Origin of the sequence: Paraburkholderia sp. XV (assembly GCF_020177535.1) — a bacterium.
GTDB lineage: Bacteria > Pseudomonadota > Gammaproteobacteria > Burkholderiales > Burkholderiaceae > Paraburkholderia > Paraburkholderia caribensis.
Map to the genome: position 1 here is coordinate 76581 of NZ_JAGUUD010000017.1, position 26447 is coordinate 103027.

Here is a 26447-nt window from a genome sequence, read left to right on the forward strand (position 1 = left end):
CCGTCCCGCAAATTCCTGGTTTTGAAACGTGCGTAATCGATTGTCGAATTGATGTCATGATAGACATGTAAACGCCTGCTAAAGCGATACTGCGCGGCGTTTAGATCGGCTCAGTGAGGAGTCGAGCGTTTCTTGGAAGACAGATGCGATGACCCACCCATCGACGGCACATCGATCCAGCCGGTTGCTAGCAGCACAACGAGCCGGGTTGTTAGCGACTGTCCGGATTGATCCGGACAGTGTCAGTAATCGCCGACGGAACATCCCCCGACGTTTTCCTCTTTAAACGCTCCGTCGTCGTTAAATGGGAAGCTGTTATGAATGAGACCTTCGACGCGTATGGATCGTCTTGTAATGTCTTTGGTTGAAAATGGGCCAGCCTGTCGACGGCACTTAAAGCGCACGACGATGAGATGCAATCTGAACGCCAGTTCGTGGCATGCGGCGTTGTCGAGGGCGAGCGGCAGTCTGGAGCATCACATAATTAAATCGACTCGGTAATGGATGCGATTAGAGGGCGGGAAATTTCGTCGCATCTGTCATAGCACGATCGGCTTGAAATCTGTCCCCCATCGTTCGTCTTTCAAGCAGACGACCGGTTGCGGTATTTGTGTCACAGTGGCAATTCCCCAATAGGGGGAGAGGTGAATAAAAAGAACCGCCGCGTAGCTGCCTTGCTTACAAGGCAGACGTTCCGTCCGCCAGAAGTGACGGCCGTTTCCGGCTGGCAACTCCGAAGGCGAAACGTCCAGTTTCTGTATCGCCGTTGCCTGACATTTGCCACAGTTGGCGTGGTCCTACCGGCCACATTCGGGGCAAGTGCTGTAGCCGAAGAGGATCGGCACGCTGCTGTTGCACCGGAACCACAACGAAACGTGGCTCAGGAGTACCGCGCGGCGTTCGAAGCGATGATTGCCGATCCCACCGACCCTGAGCATTCGTTCCAGTTTGCGACGTTGGCGGCGGCGCAGGGCGATCTGCGCGGCGCCATTGCCGCACTCGAACGCATCCTGAAGATCAATCCTGGGCTCTCAAACATCCGCCTGCAACTGGGCGAGCTGTATCTGCGCGCAGGCGCGACGGATCTTGCGGCGGTCTATTTGCGCCAGGCTCTGCTCGCCCCCGATGTTCCTGGCCCATTGCGCCAACGCGCGCAATCGCTGCTCGGTCAGGCAGACCGTGCGCAGCATAAACACTTCTTCACGGGGTCCTTATATGCAGGCGGGCGCTATGACAGCAATGCGAATGCGGGTCCCTCGTCGCGCGACGTAAGGGTGCTGGGCCAGCAGGGTCTACTTAACGAACAGGCGGTCGGCCACAGCGACTGGTCCGCAGAAGTGGGTGCGACGCTGAACTACACCTATGCCTTCGACAGCCAAGCGGGCAACGACCTCGAAGCCAATTTCACAACCTTCAATCGGCGTTACCAGGACACACACCTGCTGAATCTGAACAGCTTCGGCGCGGACGTCGGTCCGCGCTTTTACCTGGGCAACGTCCTCGATCCGAACTGGTCAGTACGGCCGTTCGTGTCGGCAACCTACATGCTGTTGAACAGCCGAGACTATCTGGGCGGGTACGGCGGCGGCGTCAATCTGCAGAAGATCTTCGCGTCGTCCTCGTACTTTGACCTGACGCTCGAAACGAGCGATCAACATTTTTTTGACCAGGATGCGTTTCCGACTAACTCTAACCGAACGGGTCTATATACCCAGTTGCGCGGCAGCGTCGGTTATCAGGTACTTCCTGCAACGCGCTTGTTTACCGCAGTGAGTCTCGCGCAGCGGAACTCCGATGCGGGCTTCGAATCGTTTAAGGAAGTCGGGTTCGGAGCGGGCGTTACGGAAACTTATCCCGCACCCTTTCACTGGACCGAGTATTCCTGGAGTACGTCTCTTTATCTGGGCGTGCACCGCAGTATCTACAACGACGCGGACCCGCAGATTGATCCGACGGTCAAGCGTCAGGATAACAGGCTCGACATTGTCCTCTCGCACAACGTGCGCATCACGCAGACGCTCACGCTGACGGCCGTGGTGCAGTACACGAACAACAACTCAACGCTGCCCAACTTCAAGTACCACGACACCAGCGCGAGCGTGGGGCTCGCATGGAGCTTTTGATAGATGCGTGTGCTGCGTTGTAAGGCGTGATACAGGCGGAAAGCAAGGATGAGGCCGCGTGCACGGTGAGCTAATAGGAGTGACCGATCATGTTCAGGTTCAAGTCAAAGATGAGAACGCTGTCTACCCTGATGGCTGGGCTAGTATTGGCGGCCCCCGCAGAAGCGAGTGTCGAAGGGGCATCGCTGACGTTTTCTCCGGGCAAGGGGCTCCGACCGCAGGTGACTATGGCGCGTGGCACCGTCGGCGCGGGTCAGCGCGTAATAACCGGTAGCTCCGAGGTGTGCGAGATATTGTTTCCAGACGGGACTTCAGTCACGCTCGCACCCGTCAGCGATATGAAAGTCGAGGCGTTCGATTATTCGGAGACGGGCGACGACCGGCTCGTATTGGAAATGGAAAAGGGGCTCATGCGTGTGGCGGGCGGGAGGCTTAATGACCGTGCGCCGGTCATCGTAAAGACGGCGGCGGGCGAAGTCAGGCTTGATGCGGCGTCGGCGGTGGTGGAGGTCAGTGCGGAAGGGCGAACCCGCACAAGTCTGCTGTTTGGACGGGGCGTGGAGTTGCGAAACGGTGGGCAGACGCAGAGTGCACAGAGGCCGGGGTTTGAACTGGTTTCGCTGGCGGGGAAGGAGGGCCCGGAGCGACCGGTCAGGCAGCCTGAAGGCATGGCAGCGACCGATGCGTTTGCGCTCGGTACCGCACAGTTGGCGGGTTTGTCGAAAGAGCAGGAGGATCAGTTGGGCAGAGTGGGATTGACGGAGTTGGTCGCACTGGGGACGAGTACGCTCGCTCTCGCGACGGAGCAACAGCCGCTGGGGACAGTTAGTGGTCCCGTCGAAACACCGCTGTCTCCACCGATATCCCCGACATTCGGAGAGATCGGCGATACACCGGGTGGATTCGGAGCCAGTGGATTCGCGCCGGGGAGCGGCGTGGATCCAAACAAGGTCCTGGCACTAGGTCAGCCCACGGATGCGGCCACCCCCGTGAGATCGCTTGAACAGAACAGGGGTAATGCGACGTTCAACAATGGCGCTCTCAACGAGCAGGTGAGGGGGCGGGCTCCAACTACCAACCGGGTATTCAGTTCCACTTCGTTAGACCCATATTCACAGACGTTCGGGTCCGGAAATCCACCCCCGTTTGTGATCGCGGACAGATTTGACGTCGATCCCAGCACGGGGGCGAGAACAGTGATACCGTACCCGCCGGATCCGCAATTGCAATACATATTTCGTACAGACCAGAGTGGAGATGGCGCTCTCCTGGGTATCGAACTGGTGGGTCAAACCAAACCAGCTGATGGAGATTCCTCCCTTCCCCCGGGGGCAACTCATATTCTCTACGACGTCAGTCCACGACGATCGTTCAACTCGACGGCACCATTCTTTCTCTCGGGATTTCCCTCCATTAAATGGCCCACATCACCGAAAGATTCTGGCACAACTATCACTATGGATATTGAGGATAACACCGCAAACTCGGTCGGGAATGGCTCTGGTTTCAATACCACGGCATCGCACTGGGAGTTTTTGCAGGCCGGGTTTCAGGTAGTATCGGTGACGATTCCAAGTGGTAACCAACGGATGACGATGGAGCGGAATCCGGACAACTTTCTTCTTCTCCAGGTGCGTCCAGGGAAACTCGACCCGCAAAACAACTCCTGTGCTGCACCACCCTGTCCGCAACTCGACTCGGGCCGCCCCGAACGCTTTATCTTTGCAACCGGCAATGTCGACGGGGGACGTCTTACTCTTAAAGCGGACGGAACGAATACACTCAACGCCGACTTCAAAAACACCTTCGGAGTCGACCGGTTTTTTGTATCCGCTGGCCTTTCGGAGAATTTCGACCCAAAGAGCCTCCGGGACGCGACGGTCGCCTCCGACACCCGTGCCTTCCTGCGAATGCCGACGGGTCTGGGCCTCAATCTGACGGACTCAGGTTTCTTCGTTGTCAATAACGGCCCAAATCTGCCCACGACAGCACCGAATGGCTTCCTGCACGCCGACTTCGGCATGCAAGGCGCCGGCGGACTACAACAGTCGACGCTTTCCGTCACACTAGGCGATGTGACGTACGCCCTTCTCCCGACATGTGGCGGTTGCATCCTGCAATACAGCGCGGTCGCGAGCGGTCGTACCATCGGCTCCTCGCACGGAACCACTACCGGCGGTCCGGTCGGTACGGTCGCGATTTCGAGCCCGATTATGAGCACGTCGTTTGGTGGTGGCAATCCGCAAATCAATCGGGCCGGCTATGCGGGCTACTTCGTTCTCGAGAACTATGCACCTCCGTGCGACGGTGCAACGATATGCGATCAGGATGTGTCGAATCGTCAAGTCAAGCTTCTCGGTGGCACCGAGCATTCGCTCGGCAGTTCGACGGCAAACGACACCAGCTATGCAATGCTGCGCCTTGCGACTGGAACGGCAGGCCAGGTGTCGGTCGGTTCACGTAGCAACGCGACGCTCACCGGGTGGGCTGGAGGGATAGGCGAAAAAGAGAACGGTCCAGGCCAGCTCCTGACATATACGCCAATCGGCACCGGAACCAGCCCCGGCAACTTCGTTGTGACAACCGATGCTATCAACAATCGGGTGCGTGTCGATTTGCAGCTGTCAGGGCATTTTCCCATGACGCTGGGCGGTCCTGAAAACCGCTCGGCGATGATCGACGACAGTCGTTTTGCGGCGGCAAACTCATCGGTCGCGATGGTCAACGCAAATGTGCTGCGCGACGCGGGTGGCAACTTGCCTGCATCACTGAAGCTGCCCAACGGGCAACCGATCTCGCAGTATCAGTACCTGCAATGGGGTTTCATTTTCGGCGATACGGCCGGCAGTCCTGGGGGCGATCTTGAGCATCTGCATATGGGCACGTGGGTGGCGGGCCGGCTTTCCGATCCGAGCCAGTTGCCAACGACCGGCACGGCTAGCTATTCGGGTCACGCCATCGGCAACGTCGTGAACGGCACGGCGCTTTACACTGCGGTCGGCTCCTATGAGAACACATGGGACTTCGCGAAGCGCACCGGCACGGCCGATATGAACTTCGACGGCGCACACTACCGGGGCCCGACGCAGATCATGAACGGCACAGCGGTCTTCCAGGGCGCGATGACAGCGGCGGACGCTGCGCGCAAGGGTGGGCTCGTCGGCAATTTCGTGCAGGCGCCGGGAGGCAGTCCGGCGGGCATGCCGCCTCCGGCTGTCGCTGGGCGCTTCGTGATCCAAGAGACTGCGGGCACTCCCTACAGGGCATCTGGTACCTTTGGCGCAGAACGTTCGCACTGAACGCGCGAAACGAGCGTCAAAGGCCTAGACGGCCGTTCGGTGGTCTTTCCTTTGGCGCTCTCCAGACGCGACGGTAGAATGCCCGCTGACATGTTGCAGCTTCGGACAAGGCGAATCCTGCTCACTATGTTGTTGCTCGCGCTCGCCGCCCACGCGGGCGCTGCCGGAGCGCAAACATCGGTACCCGAAACAGGCGCCTCCCTTCCATCGGCGACAACCGATGGCCAGGCTGTGGACATCGCCAGACGCGCGCGCGTTCTTGCATCGACCGGCCAGTACGAGGAGGCCATCGCACTCGGTGAGCGAGCACTCAGCATGGCTCGCTCGCAATACGGTCCACGCCATGTGTACGTCGCCTATATCCTGGATGACCTCGCCACCTGGACTTATCAGCGGCAAAAATTCGACGAGGCACTGCGCCTGTCTGGTCAGGCAGTCGATATCGTCAAGGAAGCCAAAGGTAGCGGTTCAAACGAACACGCCTGGCTCGTCAAAGACCTTGCGTCGATTTACGCGGCGAAAGGGCAGTATCAGCAGGCCGCGACGCTCTATGAAGAGAGCTATGCGGTCTTCGTGAAGAACGTCGGACCCAATCACGAGCGCAGCATTCAGATTGCGCACAACCTCGGCGTCGCCTATCTCGAACTTTCGCGTTTCGATGCGGCGGAAAAGCAATTCGCCGAGGTGCTACGGGCAACGCGCGTTCTAAGTGGCGACAACGGTGCTGCGACGCCGAGTGCCTACCTCGATCTCGCGACCGTGCATCTGAGCCAAGAGTCCACCGAACAAGCGAGGACGGAGGCGACGACCGCGCGTGCGATACTGGCCGCACAGCAGCCCACGGACGACGCCGCGCTCGCGACAGCCGACGTAATGCTTGCACAGATCGACATCCGCGACTCCCGGCTTGACAGCGCAAAGGAGCGTCTTGATGAAGCGCTGAAACGGCTCGATGCTTCGCGGTCGTCCGACGCTCTTGCGCGGGCATCGGTGCTCTACAACATCGGCTGGATCGAGATCCTCCGGCGCGAGGCGGTTGAGGCTGAGCGTGTCTACGAGGAAGTGCTCGCTATCTATCGGCGCATGCTGGGTAAGAACCATCCGGCGATAGGACGCACACTGCATTGCCTTGCCATCGTCTATAAGGATTTGGGTCAATTTGGCGAGTCCGAGCGCCTCTATTTGCACGCAATCGACATCTTCATGGCGAGCTTCGGTGAGAACGACGCTTCGGTTGCCGCGACTCGCCTCGAATATGCGTTGCTGCTGAGTGACGCGGACCACGCCGACGATGCAATTCGCGAGGCACGCAGCGCGCTCGCAATCTACAACCGCCTGTCCGGAAAGTGGGACCTCAAGCGTGGCTATGCGAATGCGGTGCTTGCACGCGCGCTTCATCGCACGGGCGACATTCAAGAGGCCGCGGAAACCTATGTGATGTCGCTCGCGCTCATCAGCAAGGTGCGCGGCAGCCAGTCTTCCGATTTGCCGCCAGGACTCACTGACCTCGCGCGCATCCATCGCGTGCAGGGCCGCTTCGACGATGCAAGCCGCGAACTGGCTCAAGCGGTCCTGATCCGCCGTAAGGATGGGGCGGCCACGGCGGCCGGACTTGCGGAGAGTCTGTCCGAACTCGCGAATCTGCGCCTCGCCCAGGGCCGTCCGATGGACGCGCTCGGCACCTCGCGGGAGGCGGTCGGCATCGCGCAACGGCGGCTGGATGTGGCGCAACGCGCCCTTTCGTCGTCGGCACTCGGCGAACAGCTGCAGGCGCGCATGCTCTTCGAACAGTTCCTGGAACTCAGTTGGGTCAATCACGCTTCGACCGATGACGCGCTCTCGCGCGAGGCGTTCGAAGTCGCCCAACTCCCACACCTGAGCGGCACGGCCGGCGCGGTCAGCCAGATGGCAGCGCGCTTCAGTGCTGGCAAGGGGCGTCTCGCGGCGCTGGTGCGCGAGCGGCAAGACAACGTCGAGCGCTGGCGCGCACTCGACCGTTCCGTCGTCGATGGGCTGACTCAAATGCAAGGCGCGGCGCCTGACCTGGACAACAACCCGGGGTCCCGTACCAAGCTAGCGCAACTTGCACAATCGATCGATAAGCTTGACGACACGCTACGTCAAGAATTTCCAGATTACGCGGAATTGACGAATCCGCGTCCGGTCTCTGCTAGCGTTGTCCAAGGTTTGTTGAAGCCGGCGGAGGCACTGATGCTGCAAGTTACGTCGGCGCGCGCAACCTATCTTTTCCTCGTCACGGGACGCACGCTGAGGTTCGTACGCACGGACCTGAACAGCGCGCAATTGCAGCAGGCCGTCGATTCGATCCGCAAGGGCCTTGATTTGCGCAACGCCCGTAGACTCTCGGATCTGCCGCCGTTCGATGTCACGTCGGCGTGCATGTTGTATGAGCAGCTATTCCGGCCTTTCGAGTCAGACTTGGCTGGCGTACATCACATCGTGGCCATCGTCGATCGTGCGATGCAGAATCTGCCGTTGTCCGTGTTGCTTGGCACGCCCGTTGATGGGCCGCCGAAGAACGTGCGGGACTTTGCCCGGTTCGATTTTCTGACCCGTCATTTCGCATTTTCGATCGAACCTTCGATAAGCTCATTCATAGTATTGCGGACAGTCACGAAGGATTCGCGGGCGCCAAAGCCGTTTATCGGTTTCGGGGACCCGGTGTTGAAGGGAACCGGCACGGCAACGCGTGGGCTACTGAACGACCGACTGGCCACAGGTATCGATCCGGCGCTGCTACGCACGACACTAGTTCCGTTGCCGCAAACGCACGATGAACTTACGGCCGTCGCACGTGCCTTAAACGCGAGCGACAGCGATCTCTACTTCGGTTCGCGTGCGACCAAGCAGATGGTCATGCAGACGGACCTCGCCTCTTATCGGATTGTTGCATTTGCTACGCACGGAGTGTTGGCCGGCGAGTTTCGTGGCGTAGCGGAGCCCGCGTTGGTGCTTACGCCTCCTGTGACGATGCTGTCCACCGACAACGGTCTGCTGACGGCGAGCGAGATCGCGACGCTCAAGCTCGACGCTGATTGGGTGTTACTCTCGGCCTGCAACACCGCCGCGCCAGAAGGACGGGCAGGTGCCGAAGGACTGTCGGGGCTCGCCAAGGCGTTCTTCTTTGCTGGCAGCCGGGCACTGCTCGTTAGTCACTGGTCGGTTGCGTCCGACTCGACCGCGGCGATCATGACGACAGCGACGCGCACACTAGCCGAGAGTCCGGAGATCGGTCGGGCAGAGGCGCTGCGGCGGGCGATGGTGTCGTTGCTGGACGGCGGGAATCAGGAAAAGTTTGCACATCCGATATTCTGGGCACCGTTCGTGAATGTGGGGGAGGGGGGGGCGGAAGTGATTTCGCTGAATCGTCGTGCTACCCGGGTGGACGATCGCTGCGCGGATCGTCACCTCAAGAAAATCCAATAGGGCCGACTACGAAACAATTCTGGCTTCAAACAGCAGCGCTGATGAGCCCGCATGTCGCCGTTGATCAGATACCACATGTCGGCGAGGACGGTCCGCCGGTCGCCGTAATACGAGTGTCCGACGAGGTCAGTGTCAGTATTTGACGCGTCGATCGTTTCAATGCCGTTTAGAACAACCAGGTGATCTCCAGACTCGCCGGCTCTTTTTCCTCCATGCAATTGCTCGGACAACACTAGTGCGCGATCGTTAGACGATGCATACAGTGTGATCGGTGCCCCAAGTTCCCTGAGACCCGGAACGATCTGCTCCGTGAATTCGACGGTGCCTATATCCGGCGCGGCGAGGATGACTTCTTTGATCCGTTTCACCTCTTGCGGTGCAGCGACCGCCAGGGTGCCAAGTGCTCGGGTGAGTGCACGGTTTCCCATGCTGTGAGCAATGAGGTAAACGTTCTCCGCGGTCGACTGCTTCAGGACATCTTTCAAAAAATGTTCTAAATGAGGCTCTGCGTCGGCGATACTTTGCTCGTCGACCATGTAAGCCAGCATGCGATCCTGGGACGGCCAGCTAAAAAACACAGGCGCTCCGTCGAATCCTAGGTCATACGCCATCTGCGCCGTACGGCGTGCAGCATCGGCAAAACTCACGTGGTAGCCGTGAACGAATACAAACAGGCTTTTTTTGGGGCTCTTCGAGACCTTGGCACGCAGGGCTGCAAAGAATGCATCGGGAGACTGGGGCGAAATGCTAAGAACCATAACGTCCTTCTCCGGGGACGAAGCAAACCGCAGACTCCACCACGACCGATCTTCCAGTGCGCCCATCTGATGGTCTCGCGGAATGCTCACAGAAACTTGACCGTAACTGATCGTAGTTGAGCGGGTCCCGCCGAATCCGGTGGAGCCTATTTTCTCGCGGTCGGTCCCAAAAAATACTGGCACGACCTTATAAGGTGCTGACACATAGGATGCCGGTGCATTGGGCGATGGCTGTTGTGTCGAACCACCATTTGCGCCGCGAGGCGAATCGATCGTCGCGTCAAATCCGGTTTCATCCAGTGTCGGAGGCGCGATCAGCTCATAGCCGGGCAACTGGTCAGCGGGCGGGACAGCGACGTTGGGGGACCCGCCGTTACTCTGACTTGCACACCCGGCGAGCATTGAGACCATGACGCCAAGAAATGCAAATTTGACGCACCTCATGATGTCATCTCCTGTCGACCAAAGTAAGCGCCTGGGCGCTTGCTTTGCAGTTATGCCGGTCGGGAATGTCACTATCGTGCTGCCGAGCGGCGTATTGCAGCGATACGCCTCGTTGTACCATTGACCGCGTTGTGCACCGACACTTCCGATATGATAGTGCTCGCGTGAACCGCACCTAGCGAATTTCACCTGTAAGGGTGGGACCGCGCACACGTAGAGCGAAGCGAAATTGGCGCCGTGTGGCCGCTATTGACCGGGGGCCAAGGGGGGCAGCAGCGCGATGCACCGCGCCTTTCTTACGTAGGCATGCGGTGCGCCGTCTGGCGCACCGGAGCCAGAGATCACGTGGACAGCAATGGGGCGTTTAAGAAACGAGATGCAGGCTTTTGCAACTACATCGGGAAAATGTTTGGACCAAACCTACATTATGCGCACGTCATCGTGAGCGGAGAAGAACGGTAGTTTGCGGGCTTTTCCATGTGGACCTAAGACAACGAACACGTCGGGATTGATAGTCGGCAAGGGAGCGCGACATGGCGGCGGGATCGGACAGACCATGCTATCGCGCTTTCTCTCATCCATGAGATACCCCGCTTTACCGTTGCACCATGCTGGCAATCTGTTAAACCAGTACAAACTCCGTGCCTTCAGAATATTACTCGGAAATTCTGTATCTGCTGATAAGGTTAGTAGATGTGTGGTCTATCGGCATGGTGGCATAGTGCGACCATTGCTAACTACGGGGAGATATATAAATGTCAACACTCGAGAAGGTCCAGGCGCAAATCGCAAAGCTTCAGGCGCAGGCGGAAGCCCTGGCTGCAAAGCAGTCGTCCAGTGTAATCGCGAAGATTCGCGACATCATGGAAAAGCACGGGCTGACCAAGGCCGACATTGAGGCGCACATCGGTGGTTCGAAGAAGCGCGGTCGTAAGTCAGGCGTTAAGGTCGCCACCAGAAAATCTGCGTCGGCTGCAAAGTACCGCGACCCGAAGAGCGGCGCAACCTGGACCGGTCACGGACGTGCCCCAGCCTGGATCGCGAACGCAAAGGACCGTAGTAAGTTTCTGACAGATGTCGCATCGGACGCCCCGGCGCCCGCTGCCAGGACGGCAGCCAACGCCGGAAACTATGTTCGCGGGCCGCAGGCCCCCAAGTATCGTGATCCGGTGAGCGGAGCTACCTGGAGTGGGCGTGGACCAGCGCCGGCATGGTTGGCCGACGCGAAGGACCGCACGGCATTTCTGATTGACGGCGGTGCTGGCGAAGGCGACGTTAAACCGAAGGCGACGAAGATGGTAGCGACAGGAAAGCTGCCGCGAAGAAAGTAGGTGTTAAGAAGGTAGGTGACAAGAAGGTTGCTGAGAAGAAGGCCGCCGCCAAAAAGAGCATTGCAACGGCCAAAAAGGCACCCGTGAAGAAAATCGCGACAAAGAAAGTGACGGCGAAGAAGGCTGCCGCGAAGAAAACGGTCGCTGCTCCGGAGGCGCCGGCGCCGACTAACGTTGCCGCGGCTGAATCGGCCGCCGCTTGATTGCTCTGACAATGGCGAGCAGGGTGCCTCAATCCTGCTCGCGTCCTGCGAACCGTGCTCGTCTTCCACCGGACATGCTGCGGTAGCCGCAGTCTGTTCTTCGCGCGTCAGGTTATGGATCGTTCCAACCGCTGTTTCTGCATCTCTGTCACTCGTCCGTCGCGTCGATATTCGGCACAAGTACAATCCGCTGCTGACCTTCGGTCATCAGGACGCTCATGCACCGGCATGGGAGCCGAGCATTCCGACGTTAGTTTGTCGAAAGCGGCGACTTCCAGCCCGCCTCTAAACTCCCGCACGAGGTTCTAGCGACGGCGGCGCGGAGCTTTGTTTCAGCTGGGCTTCCAGTCAAGGAACACCCGCACTATCGCCTCGACGGCGGAAGTTAGCCTCGGGTCTCGCCAGAAACGTGGATGTGGTTCCTGGACTGACAGTCCGTTACGTAGGCAACCAGCGCCTCTTTCACCGCGGCGTTCGGCGTCCGGTCGCGCGAACTCGAGGTCTGCCGTCAGACTTTTGGTCTCTAATTCGGTGGAAATCCACGCGAATGCAGCAGAGGGCGTTGTCGGACGTTCGGCCACCGGCAGCGTCGACAACATTTCCGTATTCGCTTCGTCGAACGCGTTAATTCGCAGGATCTTTCCCAACTCTTGTAGGAGGTTGTCTGCGCCACCGTGCATCATCGCGGATGCCGTACTCCAACTCGGCATGTGCCGCGACATCGTGTCCTTCAACACCGACGTGCTGAGATCGCGCCAGAATCTCGGATGACGTTGATAGGCGTATTCGATAACCAGTGCTAGGTGCATCGGCGTGAGATGCGTTTTCTCGAAGTGGCAGTCGCGCAGATACGAGAGCAGCGTGTCGACCGTATTTGCGTGGGCATCGACCGCGGTCCGGAGTTTGATATCTCGCTTGTTCAGATGTCAGGTTACCTTTAGTAGATGAGCAGGCTCGCCGAGTAGCGCTCCGACGAATGTCAGGTTGGAACCTGCGCTTCCAGCGATTGATGATTACAGATGCCTGCCCGTGGTATTGCCGGACGAGGGCTGGATGGGACGGGGGAATGACCGCCCATTTGCAGCGGGATTTTCGAAGCGGCGAAAACCCGCCGTCAGGCAGGGAGATTTCAGTCGCGCCCTTGGGGCCCTTGCACCGCGCGAGTTGTGCCCGACGGATGTGCGCAACCGGCGTACTAAAGCAAGTGGCAGAGGCGGGGTGCGACGAATGAGGCGATGACATCCGCGGGGAGAAGCGACGTATTGCGGTCAACGCGTTGCCGACCTTGCCCCCGTCTCGCTGAAAGCTGGACATGCTGCCGCCTGCACAAGCAGTGCCTGCAGGCACGGCTATTATGAAAATTCTTCTTGAACTAAACCGCTGACGCGGTAGCAAGTAGTTAGCCGACGGCGTCGACTCCGGCGCGCTCCGCAGGACTGCGTTCCTTTGAATGGGACCATGGCAGTGCAGTTTCTGCCCTGTCCATTCGAGAGGAGTCGGTCATGACGGCACTTCGTCGACGCATGGTCGAGGATATGCGCGTGCGCAACCTCGCGGCCAATACCCAGCGCGCGTACCTGCAGCAGGTCAGTGGGTTCGCCCAGTACTTCGGGCGCTCGCCTTCGCTGCTGGGCCCGGAGGAGATTCGCGCTTACCAGGTGCTTCTCGCCGAGATCCAGCGGCGTTCCCGGAGCACGCTGGCGGTAGCCACCGCCGCGCTGCGCTTCCTGTACACCGTCACGCTCAAACGCGAGTAGTTGATCGATGAGATCCCATGTCGAAGGGATACACCACGCCCAGTAAGGCGAAGCGGGATGATAGCGTCCGCTGTATCCGCATCTAATCGACAGGTGTATCCGTTTCTATTGGACAGTGACAGCCCGCCGGCGAGCAGCATGGTGAGGCGCGCAGGCGTGTCGGAAATCGTTCTCCCCATGTCACGTGGACTACACGAGTCGTCTCGCCAGACCATCGTCGGCCTTGCGCGAAATTTCGACAACTGCCTGCGGCGGCGATGCATCGTAAGCGTCGCTTGCCACTAGACGCCACGGATCTTCGCGCCGCGGTGCGTTCCAGCGCCATGAGACTTACGTCGCGCAATCCATGAGGACGGCAAGCAAGAACTTGCCGAGCCGGGTCCCCGACTTACCTTCACGACGGTACCTGGACCAGCAGATCCTGACAACGGGACGAACGCCTGAGTTACGCGAACTGGACCGAAAACGTTCGTCCCGTACACCCCGAGGACGCTGAACACTGGTTGCTGGACAGGTGTCGTGTGAGAGCAATAAGGAACTGCGCGCACCGACCCCGTCCTCGTCTTGCGGCGCGCAAAAACATGGACATGCGGTGTATTCGCGCCCGTGCCCTCACGCTCCGGGGGTAGCTGGAGCGGCAGCGTTCGGAGGAATCTTGCGCGCCGCTTCAAGCGCGTTCGCGATCGAGGCGCGGCGCACCTCCTCACTGCGCCCGAGCCCTTCCGCGACGACGAATTCGATATTGGACACGCCTATGAACGTGAACACCGAGCGAAGCAAGGTCTCGGCGTGCTCGAACGCCTGATACGGGGATTCTTTGCTGTAAACATTGCCGCGCGCCAGCGCGACGATCACGCGCTTGCCTTGGGCAAGACCGATCGGTCCGTTCTCGCCGCGTGCGAAGGTCTTGCCGCGTACGACGATATGATCGATCCATGCCTTGAGTTGGGTGGGAACCGAAAAATTGTAGAAGCCCGCCCCGATCACCACGACGTCCGTGTTGAGGAACTGCTGCACGTCGTTGCCGGCGTCGAGCGTCATGAACGCGTCGAAGGAGAGATGCGGGAGCGGTTCGCTGGCAAGATCGCGATAGGTGACATTTACGGTGTCGTGTGTTTCGACAATCCGCTCGACTATGGCGGCAGAGAGCACGCGGCTCGCCGAATTTGCGCCCATGATACTGGAATCGAGATGAAGCAGGTTCACTTTTGGCCTCTGGTCTGGATTTGTGACCAGCACTATGCTAAATAACCAGAGGCGATCCGCCAAGAACGCATATTTTTAGGACCAGGTCACATGGATATGCCTGCCTCCCCGGGCGTCAGCACCCAGTGCCATAAGGTTGGCAAGGTACTCGCCATCGTTGGCGACAAATGGACGGTAATGATTGTCAGGGTACTGATCGATCGGCCACGCCGCTTCAACGAGATCAAACGGACCATCGGCGGGATCTCGCAGCAGATGCTTACGCGTACCCTGAAGGCACTCGAGCGCGACGGCATGGTGAGCCGCACGGTCTACCCGACGGTGCCCCCGCAGGTCGAGTATGCGCTGACGCCGCTCGGACAATCCCTCGCCGTGCCGGTTCGTGCGCTGGGTGCATGGGCGGGAGAGCATCTCGACGAGATCGAGAACAACCGGGCACGCTATGATCAGGACGAACCTGCTCGCTCCGATCGACGCGGGTCTGGCAGGCCCGCCGTTCGGCGGGGAGAGGGCGGCTCGCGTCGGTAGTCAGCATGATCTCAGGTCACGAGCGACCACCGCACTGTTCTTCTCCTTGCCGCGGGCGACGAGTTTGCGATAACGCCGGCACAGTCGCACCTGCGCGTCCCAGGCGCGATCGACGATGGGCTTGGGGATGCCTTCATGTCGCCGCTGAATCTCGGGGCTGACACGTGCCGGGTGCCGGTAGCCTCAAGCGGCCTCGACTAGCACGCAAGCGGGTAGCGCGTCTGGTGCGCATGGCCGGCCCGTGTGGTGCCAGCCGGCGCGCTGGCCACGTACGAGGCCGCGTGCGGGGGCACGACGTGCGCCCGATCTGGTGCACCGGCACTTTAGCGCCGACGCGCCGAACGTGCTGTGGGTGGGCAGATGCCACCCACATTCCGAGCGGCGAGGGGTTTCTCTATCTGGCTGTGGTGCTCGATGTGTTTAGCCGCCGCATCGTGGGCTCGGCGATGCCGAACCGTCTGTACACGGAACTGATATTGCGTGCGCTCGACAACGGCCGGCGACGCCTATGGCAACGCGATGTGTGAGTCGTTCTTTTGAAGCGGAGTTGCTGTCGCGCGAGCACTTCGCAACTCATTATCAGGCGCGTCAACATGTGTTCTCATTCCCGGAATGGCTTGTACAACGTACGCCGCCTGCACAGCTGCATCGGTTATTGCTCGCCGCTCGAATCTGAATACGTGCATAATCGACCGACATCGCATCGCGGGTTGCCCTCCGCCGGGCAGCGTCGTAGGGGAGAGAGGCGCCCCGCTTACCGTCCGTGGACAACCCGCTGCTCAGCGCTCGACGGAGGCTAAATCACATTCATCTCTGAGTGCAGATCTGTCCGCTGGACCGGGTCAACCTCAACTTTGCGAAGTCATCGTTCCGCGCTGAGAAACTCGCTGAATGGCGCACGCTCACCCAGGCAAAAGTCCAAGACCCGGTGTGCGCCCGCTGCAGCGACTTCGCTGCGCAAGAACATCAGCGCTGCGCGCACCGTCCTCGTCATCGCGAGGGCGGCAGCAAATCCATTACGCAGTCGATGGGGGCTCCGGCAGCCGCACGCATCCGTTCCCGATCGTCGTCCTCGTTGCCGGTGAGCTTCACGGTACGGATGCGTTCGCCGATGCGCATTTCCAGATCCGCGAGCACGCATTCCTTGCGGCCGGGCGCGACCACGCAGCGCACACCCGTCGCGGGAGCGACGGCGACGCACTCGCCGCCAAAGTTGCTGGTCGCGCCGCTCACGAGCAATGGCTTGCCAGCCCGCAGATTCGATGCAAGCAGCCCGCCGCACGGAACCAGCATGGTGTTGAGCGCGCACCATTTCGCGGCATTGGTGGGATCAATTTCACCGATGCGAATGGCGTACTCGGTCGGCACGCGTATTTATGCGGCGAATCGGCCCGTCGTGGAATTGGCGCGCGAGCCGCAGGCCGCCGTCGCCACGTGAACCTCAGCCCCACAATGTAACGTCGGGCGTGAGCGCATCGTCGCGTGAACGCACGGTCGGATCGCAGAAAACCCGGCCGCCCGTTTTCAGATGTGTGGTGTCGGAACCGAACGCACGCGACCGATAGCCCCGCAGCCAGGCACGATCGGCAATTCGATCGGGTAATGGCGCTCGCCGCTGAACACTTCTTGCGCATACGACAGCGCTGGCGCGGCAACGACGTCGACTATCACTTCGCCTTCGAGGCTGCTGGGTCCTGCAGGTAAGGTGAGGCACCCCAGAACCGATTGGCAGGAAGGGCAGGGTGCAGGCTGAACGCTATTTCCGGATCAGCACAGTTTTCGGATTGGTAAAGAGCAGCCGGCCCTCAAAGCCATGCTCTGTGCCGAGGCCCGATTGCTTGTGGCCTCCGAACGGAATATCGACGCCCTGGGTGTGAATTTCATTCACCCATACCATACCTGTCTCCAGACGGTTGGCAGCAGCAACTGCTGCCTTCGTGTCGCTTCCCCACACCGACCCACCCAATCCGAAAGGGCCCTCGTTCGCACGTGCAATTGCGTCTTCCACGTCGTCGTAAGCGATGATTGGAACAATCGGACCGAACTGCTCTTCCTGCACGATCCTGGAGCTTTCGGGAGGGTTGTCGACCACGGTGACGGGAATGAAATATCCCGACAGGTTATTGTCGATGTCACCACCGAGAACGATCCTTTGGCCGTTAGCCTTAATGTCGTCAAGCAACGCTTTTAATTTGTCGAACTGCATCCTGTTCTGGACGGGGCCCACCGTGACATCATGATCGAGTCCGTTGCCCAGTTTTTGCTGCCGTGCGTAACTGACGAACGCGTCCACGAAGTCCTCGTGGAACGAGCGATGGACATACAGCCGCTTGATGCCGACGCACCACTGCCCCGAGTTTCCAACGGCTCCCCAGAACAACTGCGGGATGATTGACCGATAGTCGGCATCCGGAAGTACGATAGCGGCATCGTTGCCACCCAGTTCAAGGGTGACGCGCTTGATGGTACCTGCGGCGGCGCGCAGAACGTGCCTGCCGGTCTCTGTCGAACCGGTGAAGCTTATCTTCGCGATGTCGGGATGATTGGTCAGTTGAGGTCCGAGTTCGTTTCCGCCCGAGACGATGGAAAGCACGCCCGGCGGCAGGACAGACTGGGCGATTTGCCCGAACCGCAGTGTGGACAGTGGCGTGAATGGCGAAGGCTTGATTACCATGGTGTTGCCGGTGATCAGCGCTGGCGCCACCTTCCAGAGCGCGAGCAGTACCGGAAAATTCCATGGCGTGATAGCGCCGATCACGCCGAGCGGCGTGTGGTGCAGTTCGACGAAATGTTCGTCCGTTTCTTCGACAATTTCGACGGGGATGCGTCGCTCGGCGATCTGTCGAATCCATGAAATCGACTGGTCCACCTCCGGCTCAGCCATAGTCTTCAGCGGCTTGCCCTGTTCCTGTGTGAGCAGGCGTGCCAGTTCGTCACGGTGCGCTTCGAGTGCGTCAGCATAGGCGTCCAGATATTCCTGCCGGCCATCGTAGCCAAGTGCAGACCAGCTTTTGAACGCGGCTTTGGCTGCAGCAATGGCGGCGTCGAGTTGCGCGGCGGTTGCCGCCGGGGCTTGGGCCATGACTTTGCCAGTGGCCGGATTAACGACATCGAAGGTCTGTCTCGACTCGACGAGCTTGCCGGCGATACTGAGATAGTACGGACCGTCGAAAACGCTTACGCGTTGAGCTGTTTGTGGTGATGCGGACATGAATGACTCTCCGGTGGAAAGGTGTGGTTGATTTGTATCGGTGCAAACGAGACCCGCGTGAGAGCTGAGCACCGCAACTCATTGCGCGATGCCGAAACGACAGACTGACCCGCCGCACTGCGCTTGCGTCCGAGTCGTCAGGCTGTGACTGACTATTAGTTATGGAATCATGTGCAGCGATCGACGTGTTTTTGCGGACAGGATCGGTCGCCCATCAATGAAGGCCAATATGGGTTGGGATTTCAGGCGAACGCCGGCTGGCTACTGACGCTTGGGCGTTCGCGCATTCTCGCGTACCAGGCGAGGAGGGCTTCGCACTCTGCGGGCACCGACAACTTCACGATCGACGCAAAGACCAGGCCACCAATGACCGTGATGTCGGCCATCGAGAACGCACTTCCTGCCACAAAGGGCTGCTTTTTCAGGATGTCGTTGAAGTAGTGCATTGCCCTGACGGCCTTGTCGCGCTGACGAAACCCCCATTCCGGATTCTGGTAAAGCTCGACCTCCGGCCCCAGCCCAGGCGTGGCGTGGTGGAAATAGACGCTAATGGCGTCGAGCAATTCCAGTTCCGCGCGCTTGCTCATCATGTGGATCATGCCCTTTTCGAGCGGTGCTTTGCCGGTCAGTGTGGGTTCGCCATCGAGCGCGTCGAGATATTCGGTGATCGCGGTGCATTCGGCGATGCAGGTCCCATCAGGCAGCTCAAGAACCGGCAACGTTCCCGAGTAGTTTTTCTCCGAGATGAACTCGGGCCTCTTGTGCTCACCCTTATAGAGGTCGACCATCACAAACTCGACGCGCGATTGCAGATTCTTTTCCGCCACCGCGATACGTACTCGTGTCGGATAAGGCCCCTCCGGGAAATCGTGGATCGTCATGATCGGAAGTTCGGTAACTGCGGGATCAACGATGTTTAATGTCATGTGTACCTCTCGAGGTGGTTGTATCTGGGATGCGGGATGCGGAGTTGCATTACTCTACCTAACGTTTGGTAGGTTTACCATAACGGTTGTGGTTCCCAGTGTCAACAGTCATTTCGTCTCGCCAAAACCATCGCAATGACGAACGACTCGGGATTGGGCCAGAGTAAGAGTGCTGATGGCCGCTGCGCTAAGTGCGCGGGTGCACGCGGGGCGGGCCGCGAGCTGTTCGGAGGGCGTCGGAATGGGAGGCACATCGAATGGGCTCGCTGTTTCGCGTGGACCGCGAACCTTAGGGACCGAGCCCCAGACCCGTGGAGCTTGCTGAGGTTCCTCGCGCGGGTTGCCCAAGCTCAAGGGGCGATTGCGCGAGCAGGGTGTTTAGGTCGCTATATCGCACGAGAACGCCTCATGGACTCGGGACTCGACCGTTTGCCGCTATTCGACGTTCAAAACGAAAGAAGGTGCGATGCGTCAGTTCCGGTAGGCGTTCACGACTTCGGCACCTTGAGCCGCAGCTGTCGGCGAAGGGGATAGGGCGAAAGTAGGCGAGGCTTCTGGCATCGCGTTCAAACCAGGAGAATTGTCGTGACCAACGCATTCCTGGTTTTTGGGGGCCCAGGTGTTGGCGTTCGCCGGAGCGAAATGCGGGACCCGCGCCTCTGTGCTTGACACGGTGGTCAATGGAGGTCCAGGAGGGCGATGGCAGAGCGCTCGAGCCCAGGGGTGTACAAACATCGCAGCCATGTTCTTCTCTACCTCTGCGCTGCGAATCATGCCGACGCCCTGCGGCGCGAGCGTCCAGCCCATTTCATCGGGCGCGCGGCCGCACGCCTAGATCAAAAAGGCAGCGATGAGCATCTGACCGGCGAACCTCCGACCGGCAGATTTACCCGAAACAGCCAGCGTCACGATGCGTATTGCAGGATGACGCCAGCGATGACCGGACCCGCCACCGGTGCGAGTAGAACAGGATGCGCCATAAAGCCTGCCACGCGGGCCATGTGCTTGCCCGCAGCTCGGGCGATCATCATCTGCGCCGCATGGGCGAGGAGGTCGCCACTGACGCCCTGCAAGACACGGGAACCGACCGCGGCCAACTGATCGTAACGACGCTCGCTTTCTACGACGGTTGCTGGGCCGCGCCTACATCCCGTCTACCGCCGCTTCCATAGTGTCCTGGTGCGAAGATCGCTTGATCAGGCGCAAACGCACGGGTGGCCCTAAGTATTGACAAGTGGAAACGCAACGGCGTATGGTTAACCTAACGAACGATAGGTATGGAAGCTGTCAATCAACGCTACGTCCTAAAAGAGAAAGCTATGAGTCACAACATGATCTATTCGGATGCGACAAGACTCACCTACATCATCGGCAGTCGCGGGATCTCCAGGATGGAGGACGTCAAGGCCCATCTGGATCTAATCCAGGCAAAGAACAGAGGCGGCGGACGCCCCGGTTCGCGGAGATCACCAGATCGGCGTTCCTCACGGCGTGCCGTTTACGGTCAAGGACTCGATGGTCGACGCCACCTACGTGCGGGGCGCGATCGTGCCGCCCAACGTTACTGCCCTCGGTCAGGAGTGCTCATGTTGTTCGGCACGAGCAGGGAAGGTCTGCCAATCAACGTCCAGACATTGATAGCTCGCTTACAGGGTCGTCGATCCCGACGGTCGCGCCCCAGCCTGTAAGCGTGAGCACCGTCCGAGTCCTGCATCCAGAGCTTTGACCTGGCGGGGCGCCTCAATCCTTATACATCCCGGCACGAGAGGAGCCACGGTCCATGCGACCATTCACTATCCACGCGACGAAAGCGATCTGGTTTGGCCCGGGCATAGCGGGCACGCCCTCGCTCCACATTGCTAGCCTGCTTGGTCCTCGGGTGATCGTCGTCACCGACGCGGGCATCACCCGCCTTCGCCTGGCTGATCCGTTCATCGCAGCCCTTGAAAAGGCCGGGGCAACGGTTGCTGTTTTCGACAGCGTCCTGCCGGAGCCGCCGGACATGAATGTCGAAACCGCCGCAGACATAGCCAGGGACATGACAGCAACGGGCGTCGTCGGCTTCGGCGGCGGATCTGCCATGGATGTTGCCAAGGTGGTTGCGCTGGTGGTCGGCAGCGGTCAGACCCTGAGCCAGGTGTATGGCGTGAATGTCGCCACTGGGCCACGTCTGCCGCTGGTACTTGTCCCGACGACCGCCGGCACCGGCTCCGAGGCGACGCCAGTGGCGATCCTCGTGGCCAGTCAGACAAAGAAAGGCGTCATCTCACCTCATCTGCTGCCTGATGCCGCAATCCTGGATCCCGAACTCACGATCGGCCTTCCGCCAGCTGTGTCGGCTGCTACCGGGATCGACGCAATGGTTCATGCCATCGAGGCCTACACATCGATATCGCCAAACCGCAACCCAATCTCTGGAGGTCTGGCGCGGCAGGCACTACGTCTGCTGGGCGGTAATCTCCGTCGTGTCGTCGATCATGGCGACGATCTGGGTGCGCGTAGCGCCATGCTTCTGGGCTCTTTTCTCGCGGGTCAGGCGTTTGCGAACTCGCCTGTAGCTGCGGCGCACGCGCTCGCCTATCCGGTTGGGGGCCGTTTCCATGTTGCGCATGGTGTTTCGACCGGCCTGATGCTGCCGCACGTCATGCGGTTCAACCTGCCGGAAGCGCGCCGCGACTACACGACTATCGCATGCGACATCTTTCCCGATCTGGCTGCGGCATCTGAAGTCACGCGTGCCGAGGCGATGATCGATGCTCTCAGTGACCTCGTCCCGGCGATCGGCCTGCCGGCGACGCTGCAGGCGATCGGCGTTCCGGAAAGTAGCCTGCCCGATATGGCCGGGGAAGCCATGCAGCAAGGCCGTCTCCTCATCAACAATCCACGTCCCGTCACGCTCGAAGATGCCCTTCGGATCTATCAGGCTGCCTTTGGCTGACGGCGTGGTCCATCTGACATCACGAATCATGAAGAATCAAATCTATTTCACGTCCGTGCAATTGGGCCGACATATACTGACAAATCGCATTGTTCTGCCCCCGCTGACCCGTCAGCGCGCGGCGCAGCCTGGCGATATCCCGACGGATTTGATGGCCGAGTACTATCGCCAACGGGCGAGCGCAGGCTTTATGGTCGCCGAAGGCGCCCAGATAGAACCCCGCGGCCAGGGTTATGCGTGGACGCCGGGAATCTACAGCGAGGGGCAGATTGCGGGCTGGCGCAAAATCACACAGGCGGTCCACGATGCTGGCGGTGTGATCTTTGCCCAGCTATGGCATGTCGGTCGCGTCTCTCACAGCGCGCTGCAACCGAACGGTGACGCCCCGATCGCGCCGTCGGCCATCGCGCCTCAGAGGGTCAAGGCGTTCATTGAGACGGGCTCTGGTGTTGGACATCTGGTGTCGCCGCCCACACCCCGCGCTCTCACAGTGCCTGAAGTGAAGGAACTGGTGCAACTGTATGCCCGGGCAGCGCACAATGCGATCGGCGCCGGGTTTGATGGAGTCGAGATCCACTCGGCGAATGGATATCTGGTAAACCAGTTCATCTCGGCCCACGCAAACCGTCGTGAAGACGAGTATGGCGGCTCGCTGGAAAACAGGCTGCGCTTCCTGCGCGAAATTGTTTCGGCGGTGTCAGCGGCAGTCGGCCCCGAGCGGCTCGGTGTACGGTTTACACCACTCTTCGAGAGCACCGATCAGGATCGTGTCTATATCGGCCTCGTCGAAGAGGATCCACATACGACCTATATCGAGGCCATCAGGCTGCTGGAAGGTGCCGGTGTCGCTTATCTGTCGATTGCCGAAGCTGACTGGGACAACGCACCGGACCTGCCACTGAGCTTTCGGCAAGCGGTCCGGCAGGCATATTCAGGCAGGATAATCTACGCAGGAAAATACACGGTCGAACGCGGCGCTCGCCTTCTTGAGGCGGGCCTCGCGGACCTCGTCGCTTTTGGTCGGGCATTCATCGCCAATCCAGACCTTCCGGCTCGGATCGCCAATGGGTGGCCGCTCAACACGCTACGCCCGGAGCTTCTCTACGGTGGCGGCGCGGAAGGATTCACCGATTATCCGACGTTCCACCAGACTTGTGATGTAGAGCCATCGGAGACAGCCTGAACGTCCGTCGAGGCTGCGCTCACTGTGAGCGCCGCCCCAACGAGATGTGAATCAGCAGGCGGTGCGACGCAATTAACGGAGATTCCGATGACAGACAAATCCATTGCTAACCTCAGGGCCGACGGCTGGCTACGCCAGAACAATGCGATCGGCGGCGAATGGCACGCCGCCGACAGCGGCAAGACCTGCGACGTCACGAACCCGGCCACGGGCGACATCATGGGCACCATCGCCTGGGCCGGAGCCATCGAAACGAAGAGGGCAATCGAGGCGGCGCACACGGCTTTCAAGAGCTGGTCGACAACATCGGCAAGCGAGCGGGCGGCCATGCTCCATCACATGGCAGCGGTGATACGCGAGAACGCCGATCTGCTGGCCTCAATGCTGACGCTCGAGCAGGGAAAGCCGCTCGCCGAAGCCAGAGGCGAGGTGCTGCTAGGGGCGAGCTATGTCCAGTGGTTCGCGGAAGAGGCCCGCCGTATCAACGGCGAGATCGTGCCATCGCCATGGAAGAATAACCGGATCCTCGTGACCCGCGAGCCGGTCGGCGTTGTCGCCGCCATTTCGCCTTGGAATTTCCCCTTCTCGATGCTGTCGCGAAAGATTGCGCCGGCGTTGGCGGCAGGTTGCACTGTCGTCGTCAAGCCGTCCGAACTCACGCCCTATTGCGGACTGGTCTGGGCAGTACTTGCCGAAAAGGCTGGCGTTCCAGCAGGTGTTGTCAATGTCGTCACGGGCGACGCGGTCGCGATTGGCGGCGAGCTCACCAGTAATCCGCTCGTCCGCAAGCTTACCTTCACTGGCTCAACGCGCGTCGGTAAGCTACTCTACGCCCAGTCAGCTGGGACCATGAAGAAGCTGTCGATGGAGCTGGGTGGAAATGCGCCGTTTATCGTTTTTGACGATGCTGATCTCGACAAGGCGGTCGATGGCGCCATCGCGGCAAAGTATCGCAATTCCGGGCAGACGTGCGTCTGTACAAACAGGTTCTACGTCCAGGAGGGCATTTACGACGCGTTTGTGCAGCGCTTCACGGAGCGCGTGAGGGCGTTGAAGATCGGCGATGGATTCGAGGCCGGCGTGCAGCAAGGGCCATTAATTAATGAGGCCGCCGTTCAGAAGGTCGCTGCGCATGTCGAAGATGCACTGTCAAAGGGCGGCCGCTTGCTTGCCGGTGGCAGGCGACATTCGCTTGGCGGGACTTTTTACGAGCCGACAGTTATTGTCGACGCCACCGCTGACATGCTGATCGCCCATGAAGAGACCTTTGGACCAGTGGCAGCGGTCTTTCGCTTCAGGCAGGAAGAGGACGCGATCACTGCTGCCAACGCGACCGAGTTTGGGCTCGCCGCTTACTTTTATACGCGCGATCTTGCGCGCGCTTTCCGTGTCGCGCGAACGCTGGAGTCCGGCATGGTCGGCATCAACGAGGGCATCATTACGACCGAAGTAGCACCTTTCGGCGGGGTCAAGGACAGCGGCATTGGCCGCGAAGGGTCACGTCTTGGCATCGAGGAGTTCCTGCAAGTCAAGTACATGAGTGTGGGAGGCCTGTGAGGATCGATCTGCTCTCTTGCCGCACCGAAGGATAGGAACGGGCGCCGCGCAAGATTACCTTCGAGTCCCCTACGAGCTTTATCACGGCAGCTGGATCTGACTTCAGGATCACGTCTCGGGGGGAGCCAGGCAAAATGGCGGACGCGTTAGAAGCGACCCGAACGATTTGTGCACGTGCGGTACGACGCCTTGACACGCAGAAATAGCGAGGGCCGTGGCAGGGATGACGTCCATGAACAAATCGCGTTGACCAGCGTCAGGATTCGGACCCGCAGTTTCCAGTACAGGACGCCGTGCATTGGATTACCGGCACTTCATTGAGAGCCTCAAACGCAAGCCACAGGCCTTCAAGGGGCTTGCGTTTCGCGACGAGCTGTTTCCGGCGTGACGCCTATCGCCGGGCGTGGAAGCAGGTGGAGGCGAGGCTGACTCAACGCGAGGCGTGCAAAGTCATCGTTGGATTACTTGAACTCGCCGCACTTGATGGCGTCGAGGTCTTGCTGGCCGCGCGCCTGAACCCGTTGCTGGTTGCGGCAAGCTGCCTGATCTGAAGGCGTTGCGAGACGAATTTGCGCCTCGTCACGCCGCTTGCTCCGTCGTAAATGTTGAGGGGCCACCCGCAAGCGGCTATGACGACCTGCTGGGCAAGGAGGTAGCGTGACTACGCGCGCTTACGACGCCGGTCGTCTTGTCATGATGCTCAAGGAACTGTGCCTGCCGACCATCGCCCGCCTGTGGCTGGAGTTTGCGGAGCGCTCCGGCAAGGATGGCTGGCAGGCCACGCGGCTGATCGGCGCACTGCTCGAACATGAACTGGTCGAGCGAGCTAAACGGCGCATCGAACGACATCGTGCCGAGTCGCATCTCGATCCGACCAAGACGCTTGCGACCTTCGACTTCAGCAGGTGCCGATGATTTCGAAGGCGCACGTCATGGCGCTCGCGACCGGCGATTCGTGGCTTGAGAAAGGCGCCACAGCACTGCTGTTTGGTCCGCATGGGGCCGTGAGCAGGTTCTTAATTGGAGCGAAGGCCGTATTGCGCCAGCTTTAGCCGCCGTCGGCTTGTCGGCGACCGTATTGTCGCGGGGCGCACTTCATGATCCGTTTGAAAGCTGCGCTGAAAGACTTTTCCGACTCATACCCGAGCGCACGGCCGATTTCAGCAATCGAGTCGCGCGAGTGCGCCAGCCTCGCAGCGGCGAGGTTCATACGCCAACGCGTCAGATAGTCCATCGGGGAGAGCCCGACGAGTTCCTTGAAGCGGAGCGCGAAACTCGTGCGCGACATGGCAGCCCGCTCGGCCAGCGTCTGTAGCGTCCATTTTGCGCCGGGCGTCTCGTGCATGGCGTTGATTACGGCGCGCATCCGTTTATCCGCGAGCGCGTAAAGCCAGCCGACGGCTTCGTTACGCCCGCCTGCGAACTGCAGCCGCAACGCCTGCACTAGCACAAGCGTAGCCAGCTGCTGCGCGACAATGCCACCACCCGGCTGGGGCTCGCGCAATTCCTCTCTCATGCGCTCGATACACCATCGCA

The 26447-nt window shown here is 60.0% G+C and carries 18 protein-coding genes and 3 pseudogenes; 12 read left to right on the forward strand and 9 right to left on the reverse strand.

The window, feature by feature from the left end; translation table 11 throughout:
- Positions 1–644 precede the first annotated feature (644 nt).
- From KFO72_RS11965 to KFO72_RS11975, 3 genes are all read left to right on the forward strand, one after another.
- Positions 645–2123, forward strand: coding sequence for a tetratricopeptide repeat protein (locus KFO72_RS11965; protein ID WP_225032190.1), 1479 nt, complete (start codon positions 645–647; stop codon positions 2121–2123).
- Between the two features lie 89 nt (positions 2124–2212).
- Positions 2213–5422 carry a FecR domain-containing protein gene (locus KFO72_RS11970; protein ID WP_225032191.1) on the forward strand — a complete coding sequence of 1070 codons (3210 nt, stop codon included), beginning with the start codon at positions 2213–2215 and terminating at the stop codon, positions 5420–5422.
- A gap of 231 nt (positions 5423–5653) precedes the next feature.
- The gene (locus KFO72_RS11975) at positions 5654–8869 is read left to right on the forward strand and encodes a CHAT domain-containing tetratricopeptide repeat protein (protein WP_225032192.1); all 3216 of its coding nucleotides are present in this window, start codon (positions 5654–5656) and stop codon (positions 8867–8869) included.
- Here KFO72_RS11975 and KFO72_RS11980 read toward each other — a convergent pair.
- A complete protein-coding gene (locus KFO72_RS11980; protein ID WP_225032193.1) occupies positions 8848–10071 on the reverse strand; it encodes an alpha/beta hydrolase in 1224 nt (407 codons plus the stop codon). The genes KFO72_RS11975 and KFO72_RS11980 overlap by 22 nt on opposite strands.
- A gap of 755 nt (positions 10072–10826) precedes the next feature.
- Between KFO72_RS11980 and KFO72_RS11985 the strand changes: the two genes are divergently transcribed.
- Positions 10827–11402 carry an H-NS family nucleoid-associated regulatory protein gene (locus KFO72_RS11985; RefSeq protein ID WP_225032194.1) on the forward strand — a complete coding sequence of 192 codons (576 nt, stop codon included), beginning with the start codon at positions 10827–10829 and terminating at the stop codon, positions 11400–11402.
- A 535-nt stretch (positions 11403–11937) separates the two neighbouring features.
- Here KFO72_RS11985 and KFO72_RS11990 read toward each other — a convergent pair.
- On the reverse strand, positions 11938–12414 hold the full coding sequence (locus KFO72_RS11990; protein ID WP_225032195.1) for a hypothetical protein: 477 nt from the start codon (positions 12412–12414) through the stop codon (positions 11938–11940).
- Positions 12415–13107: 693 nt separating this feature from the next.
- Between KFO72_RS11990 and KFO72_RS11995 the strand changes: the two genes are divergently transcribed.
- Positions 13108–13362, forward strand: a complete 255-nt coding sequence (locus KFO72_RS11995) for a phage integrase N-terminal SAM-like domain-containing protein (protein ID WP_225032196.1) — start codon at positions 13108–13110, stop codon at positions 13360–13362.
- A gap of 612 nt (positions 13363–13974) precedes the next feature.
- Here KFO72_RS11995 and KFO72_RS12000 read toward each other — a convergent pair.
- Positions 13975–14568: an FMN-dependent NADH-azoreductase gene (locus tag KFO72_RS12000; RefSeq protein ID WP_225032197.1), complete on the reverse strand. Its 594-nt coding sequence runs from the start codon at positions 14566–14568 to the stop codon at positions 13975–13977.
- Between the two features lie 90 nt (positions 14569–14658).
- On the opposite strand from KFO72_RS12000, the gene KFO72_RS12005 reads away from it, so the two are divergent.
- Positions 14659–15096 (forward strand): winged helix-turn-helix transcriptional regulator, encoded by a 438-nt coding sequence (locus tag KFO72_RS12005; RefSeq protein WP_225032198.1) that lies wholly within the window; start codon positions 14659–14661, stop codon positions 15094–15096.
- 21 nt (positions 15097–15117) lie between these two features.
- On the opposite strand, the pseudogene KFO72_RS12010 reads toward KFO72_RS12005, so the two are convergent.
- Positions 15118–15300: pseudogene (locus tag KFO72_RS12010) on the reverse strand (IS110 family transposase); the annotation flags it as partial.
- A 26-nt stretch (positions 15301–15326) separates the two neighbouring features.
- Between KFO72_RS12010 and KFO72_RS42515 the strand changes: the two are divergent.
- On the forward strand, positions 15327–15623 hold the full coding sequence (locus KFO72_RS42515) for a DDE-type integrase/transposase/recombinase (protein ID WP_412101777.1): 297 nt from the start codon (positions 15327–15329) through the stop codon (positions 15621–15623).
- Between the two features lie 463 nt (positions 15624–16086).
- Here the strand turns inward: KFO72_RS42515 and KFO72_RS12020 are convergent, their stop codons facing one another.
- The 4 genes and pseudogenes from KFO72_RS12020 to KFO72_RS42520 all read right to left on the reverse strand — a co-directional run.
- Positions 16087–16464, reverse strand: coding sequence for a hypothetical protein (locus tag KFO72_RS12020; RefSeq protein ID WP_225032199.1), 378 nt, complete (start codon positions 16462–16464; stop codon positions 16087–16089).
- Between the two features lie 388 nt (positions 16465–16852).
- Positions 16853–18307: an aldehyde dehydrogenase family protein gene (locus KFO72_RS12025; protein WP_225032200.1), complete on the reverse strand. Its 1455-nt coding sequence runs from the start codon at positions 18305–18307 to the stop codon at positions 16853–16855.
- 242 nt (positions 18308–18549) lie between these two features.
- Positions 18550–19233 carry a glutathione S-transferase gene (locus KFO72_RS12030; RefSeq protein WP_412101778.1) on the reverse strand — a complete coding sequence of 228 codons (684 nt, stop codon included), beginning with the start codon at positions 19231–19233 and terminating at the stop codon, positions 18550–18552.
- 908 nt (positions 19234–20141) lie between these two features.
- Positions 20142–20321: pseudogene (locus tag KFO72_RS42520) on the reverse strand (MFS transporter); the annotation flags it as partial.
- 692 nt (positions 20322–21013) lie between these two features.
- Here KFO72_RS42520 and KFO72_RS12040 point away from each other — a divergent pair.
- The 5 genes and pseudogenes from KFO72_RS12040 (at position 21014) to KFO72_RS12060 (ending at position 25826) form a co-directional block, all read left to right on the forward strand.
- Positions 21014–22171 (forward strand): iron-containing alcohol dehydrogenase, encoded by a 1158-nt coding sequence (locus tag KFO72_RS12040; RefSeq protein WP_225032201.1) that lies wholly within the window; start codon positions 21014–21016, stop codon positions 22169–22171.
- Between the two features lie 28 nt (positions 22172–22199).
- Positions 22200–23354 carry an alkene reductase gene (locus KFO72_RS12045; RefSeq protein ID WP_225032202.1) on the forward strand — a complete coding sequence of 385 codons (1155 nt, stop codon included), beginning with the start codon at positions 22200–22202 and terminating at the stop codon, positions 23352–23354.
- A gap of 87 nt (positions 23355–23441) precedes the next feature.
- On the forward strand, positions 23442–24911 hold the full coding sequence (locus KFO72_RS12050) for an NAD-dependent succinate-semialdehyde dehydrogenase (protein ID WP_225032203.1): 1470 nt from the start codon (positions 23442–23444) through the stop codon (positions 24909–24911).
- 286 nt (positions 24912–25197) lie between these two features.
- Positions 25198–25572: pseudogene (locus tag KFO72_RS12055) on the forward strand (IS21 family transposase); the annotation flags it as partial.
- Positions 25569–25826 carry an ATP-binding protein gene (locus tag KFO72_RS12060; protein ID WP_318248444.1) on the forward strand — a complete coding sequence of 86 codons (258 nt, stop codon included), beginning with the start codon at positions 25569–25571 and terminating at the stop codon, positions 25824–25826. The pseudogene KFO72_RS12055 and the gene KFO72_RS12060, both read left to right, overlap by 4 nt.
- Before the next feature lie 133 nt (positions 25827–25959).
- Here KFO72_RS12060 and KFO72_RS12065 read toward each other — a convergent pair.
- On the reverse strand, positions 25960–26447 hold a 488-nt coding region (locus KFO72_RS12065), incomplete at its 5' end, for an AraC family transcriptional regulator (RefSeq protein WP_225032204.1).

Coding starts and splice junctions, on each gene's coding strand:
- KFO72_RS11970 (WP_225032191.1), top strand. CDS start 2,213: ATGTTCAGGTTCAAGTCAAAGATGAGAACGCTGTCTACCCTGATGGCT.
- KFO72_RS11980 (WP_225032193.1), bottom strand. CDS start 10,071: ATGAGGTGCGTCAAATTTGCATTTCTTGGCGTCATGGTCTCAATGCTC.
- KFO72_RS11985 (WP_225032194.1), top strand. CDS start 10,827: ATGTCAACACTCGAGAAGGTCCAGGCGCAAATCGCAAAGCTTCAGGCG.
- KFO72_RS11990 (WP_225032195.1), bottom strand. CDS start 12,414: ATGCACCTAGCACTGGTTATCGAATACGCCTATCAACGTCATCCGAGA.
- KFO72_RS11995 (WP_225032196.1), top strand. CDS start 13,108: ATGACGGCACTTCGTCGACGCATGGTCGAGGATATGCGCGTGCGCAAC.
- KFO72_RS12005 (WP_225032198.1), top strand. CDS start 14,659: ATGGATATGCCTGCCTCCCCGGGCGTCAGCACCCAGTGCCATAAGGTT.
- KFO72_RS42515 (WP_412101777.1), top strand. CDS start 15,327: ATGGCCGGCCCGTGTGGTGCCAGCCGGCGCGCTGGCCACGTACGAGGC.
- KFO72_RS12025 (WP_225032200.1), bottom strand. CDS start 18,307: ATGTCCGCATCACCACAAACAGCTCAACGCGTAAGCGTTTTCGACGGT.
- KFO72_RS12030 (WP_412101778.1), bottom strand. CDS start 19,233: ATGACATTAAACATCGTTGATCCCGCAGTTACCGAACTTCCGATCATG.
- KFO72_RS12040 (WP_225032201.1), top strand. CDS start 21,014: ATGCGACCATTCACTATCCACGCGACGAAAGCGATCTGGTTTGGCCCG.
- KFO72_RS12045 (WP_225032202.1), top strand. CDS start 22,200: ATGAAGAATCAAATCTATTTCACGTCCGTGCAATTGGGCCGACATATA.
- KFO72_RS12050 (WP_225032203.1), top strand. CDS start 23,442: ATGACAGACAAATCCATTGCTAACCTCAGGGCCGACGGCTGGCTACGC.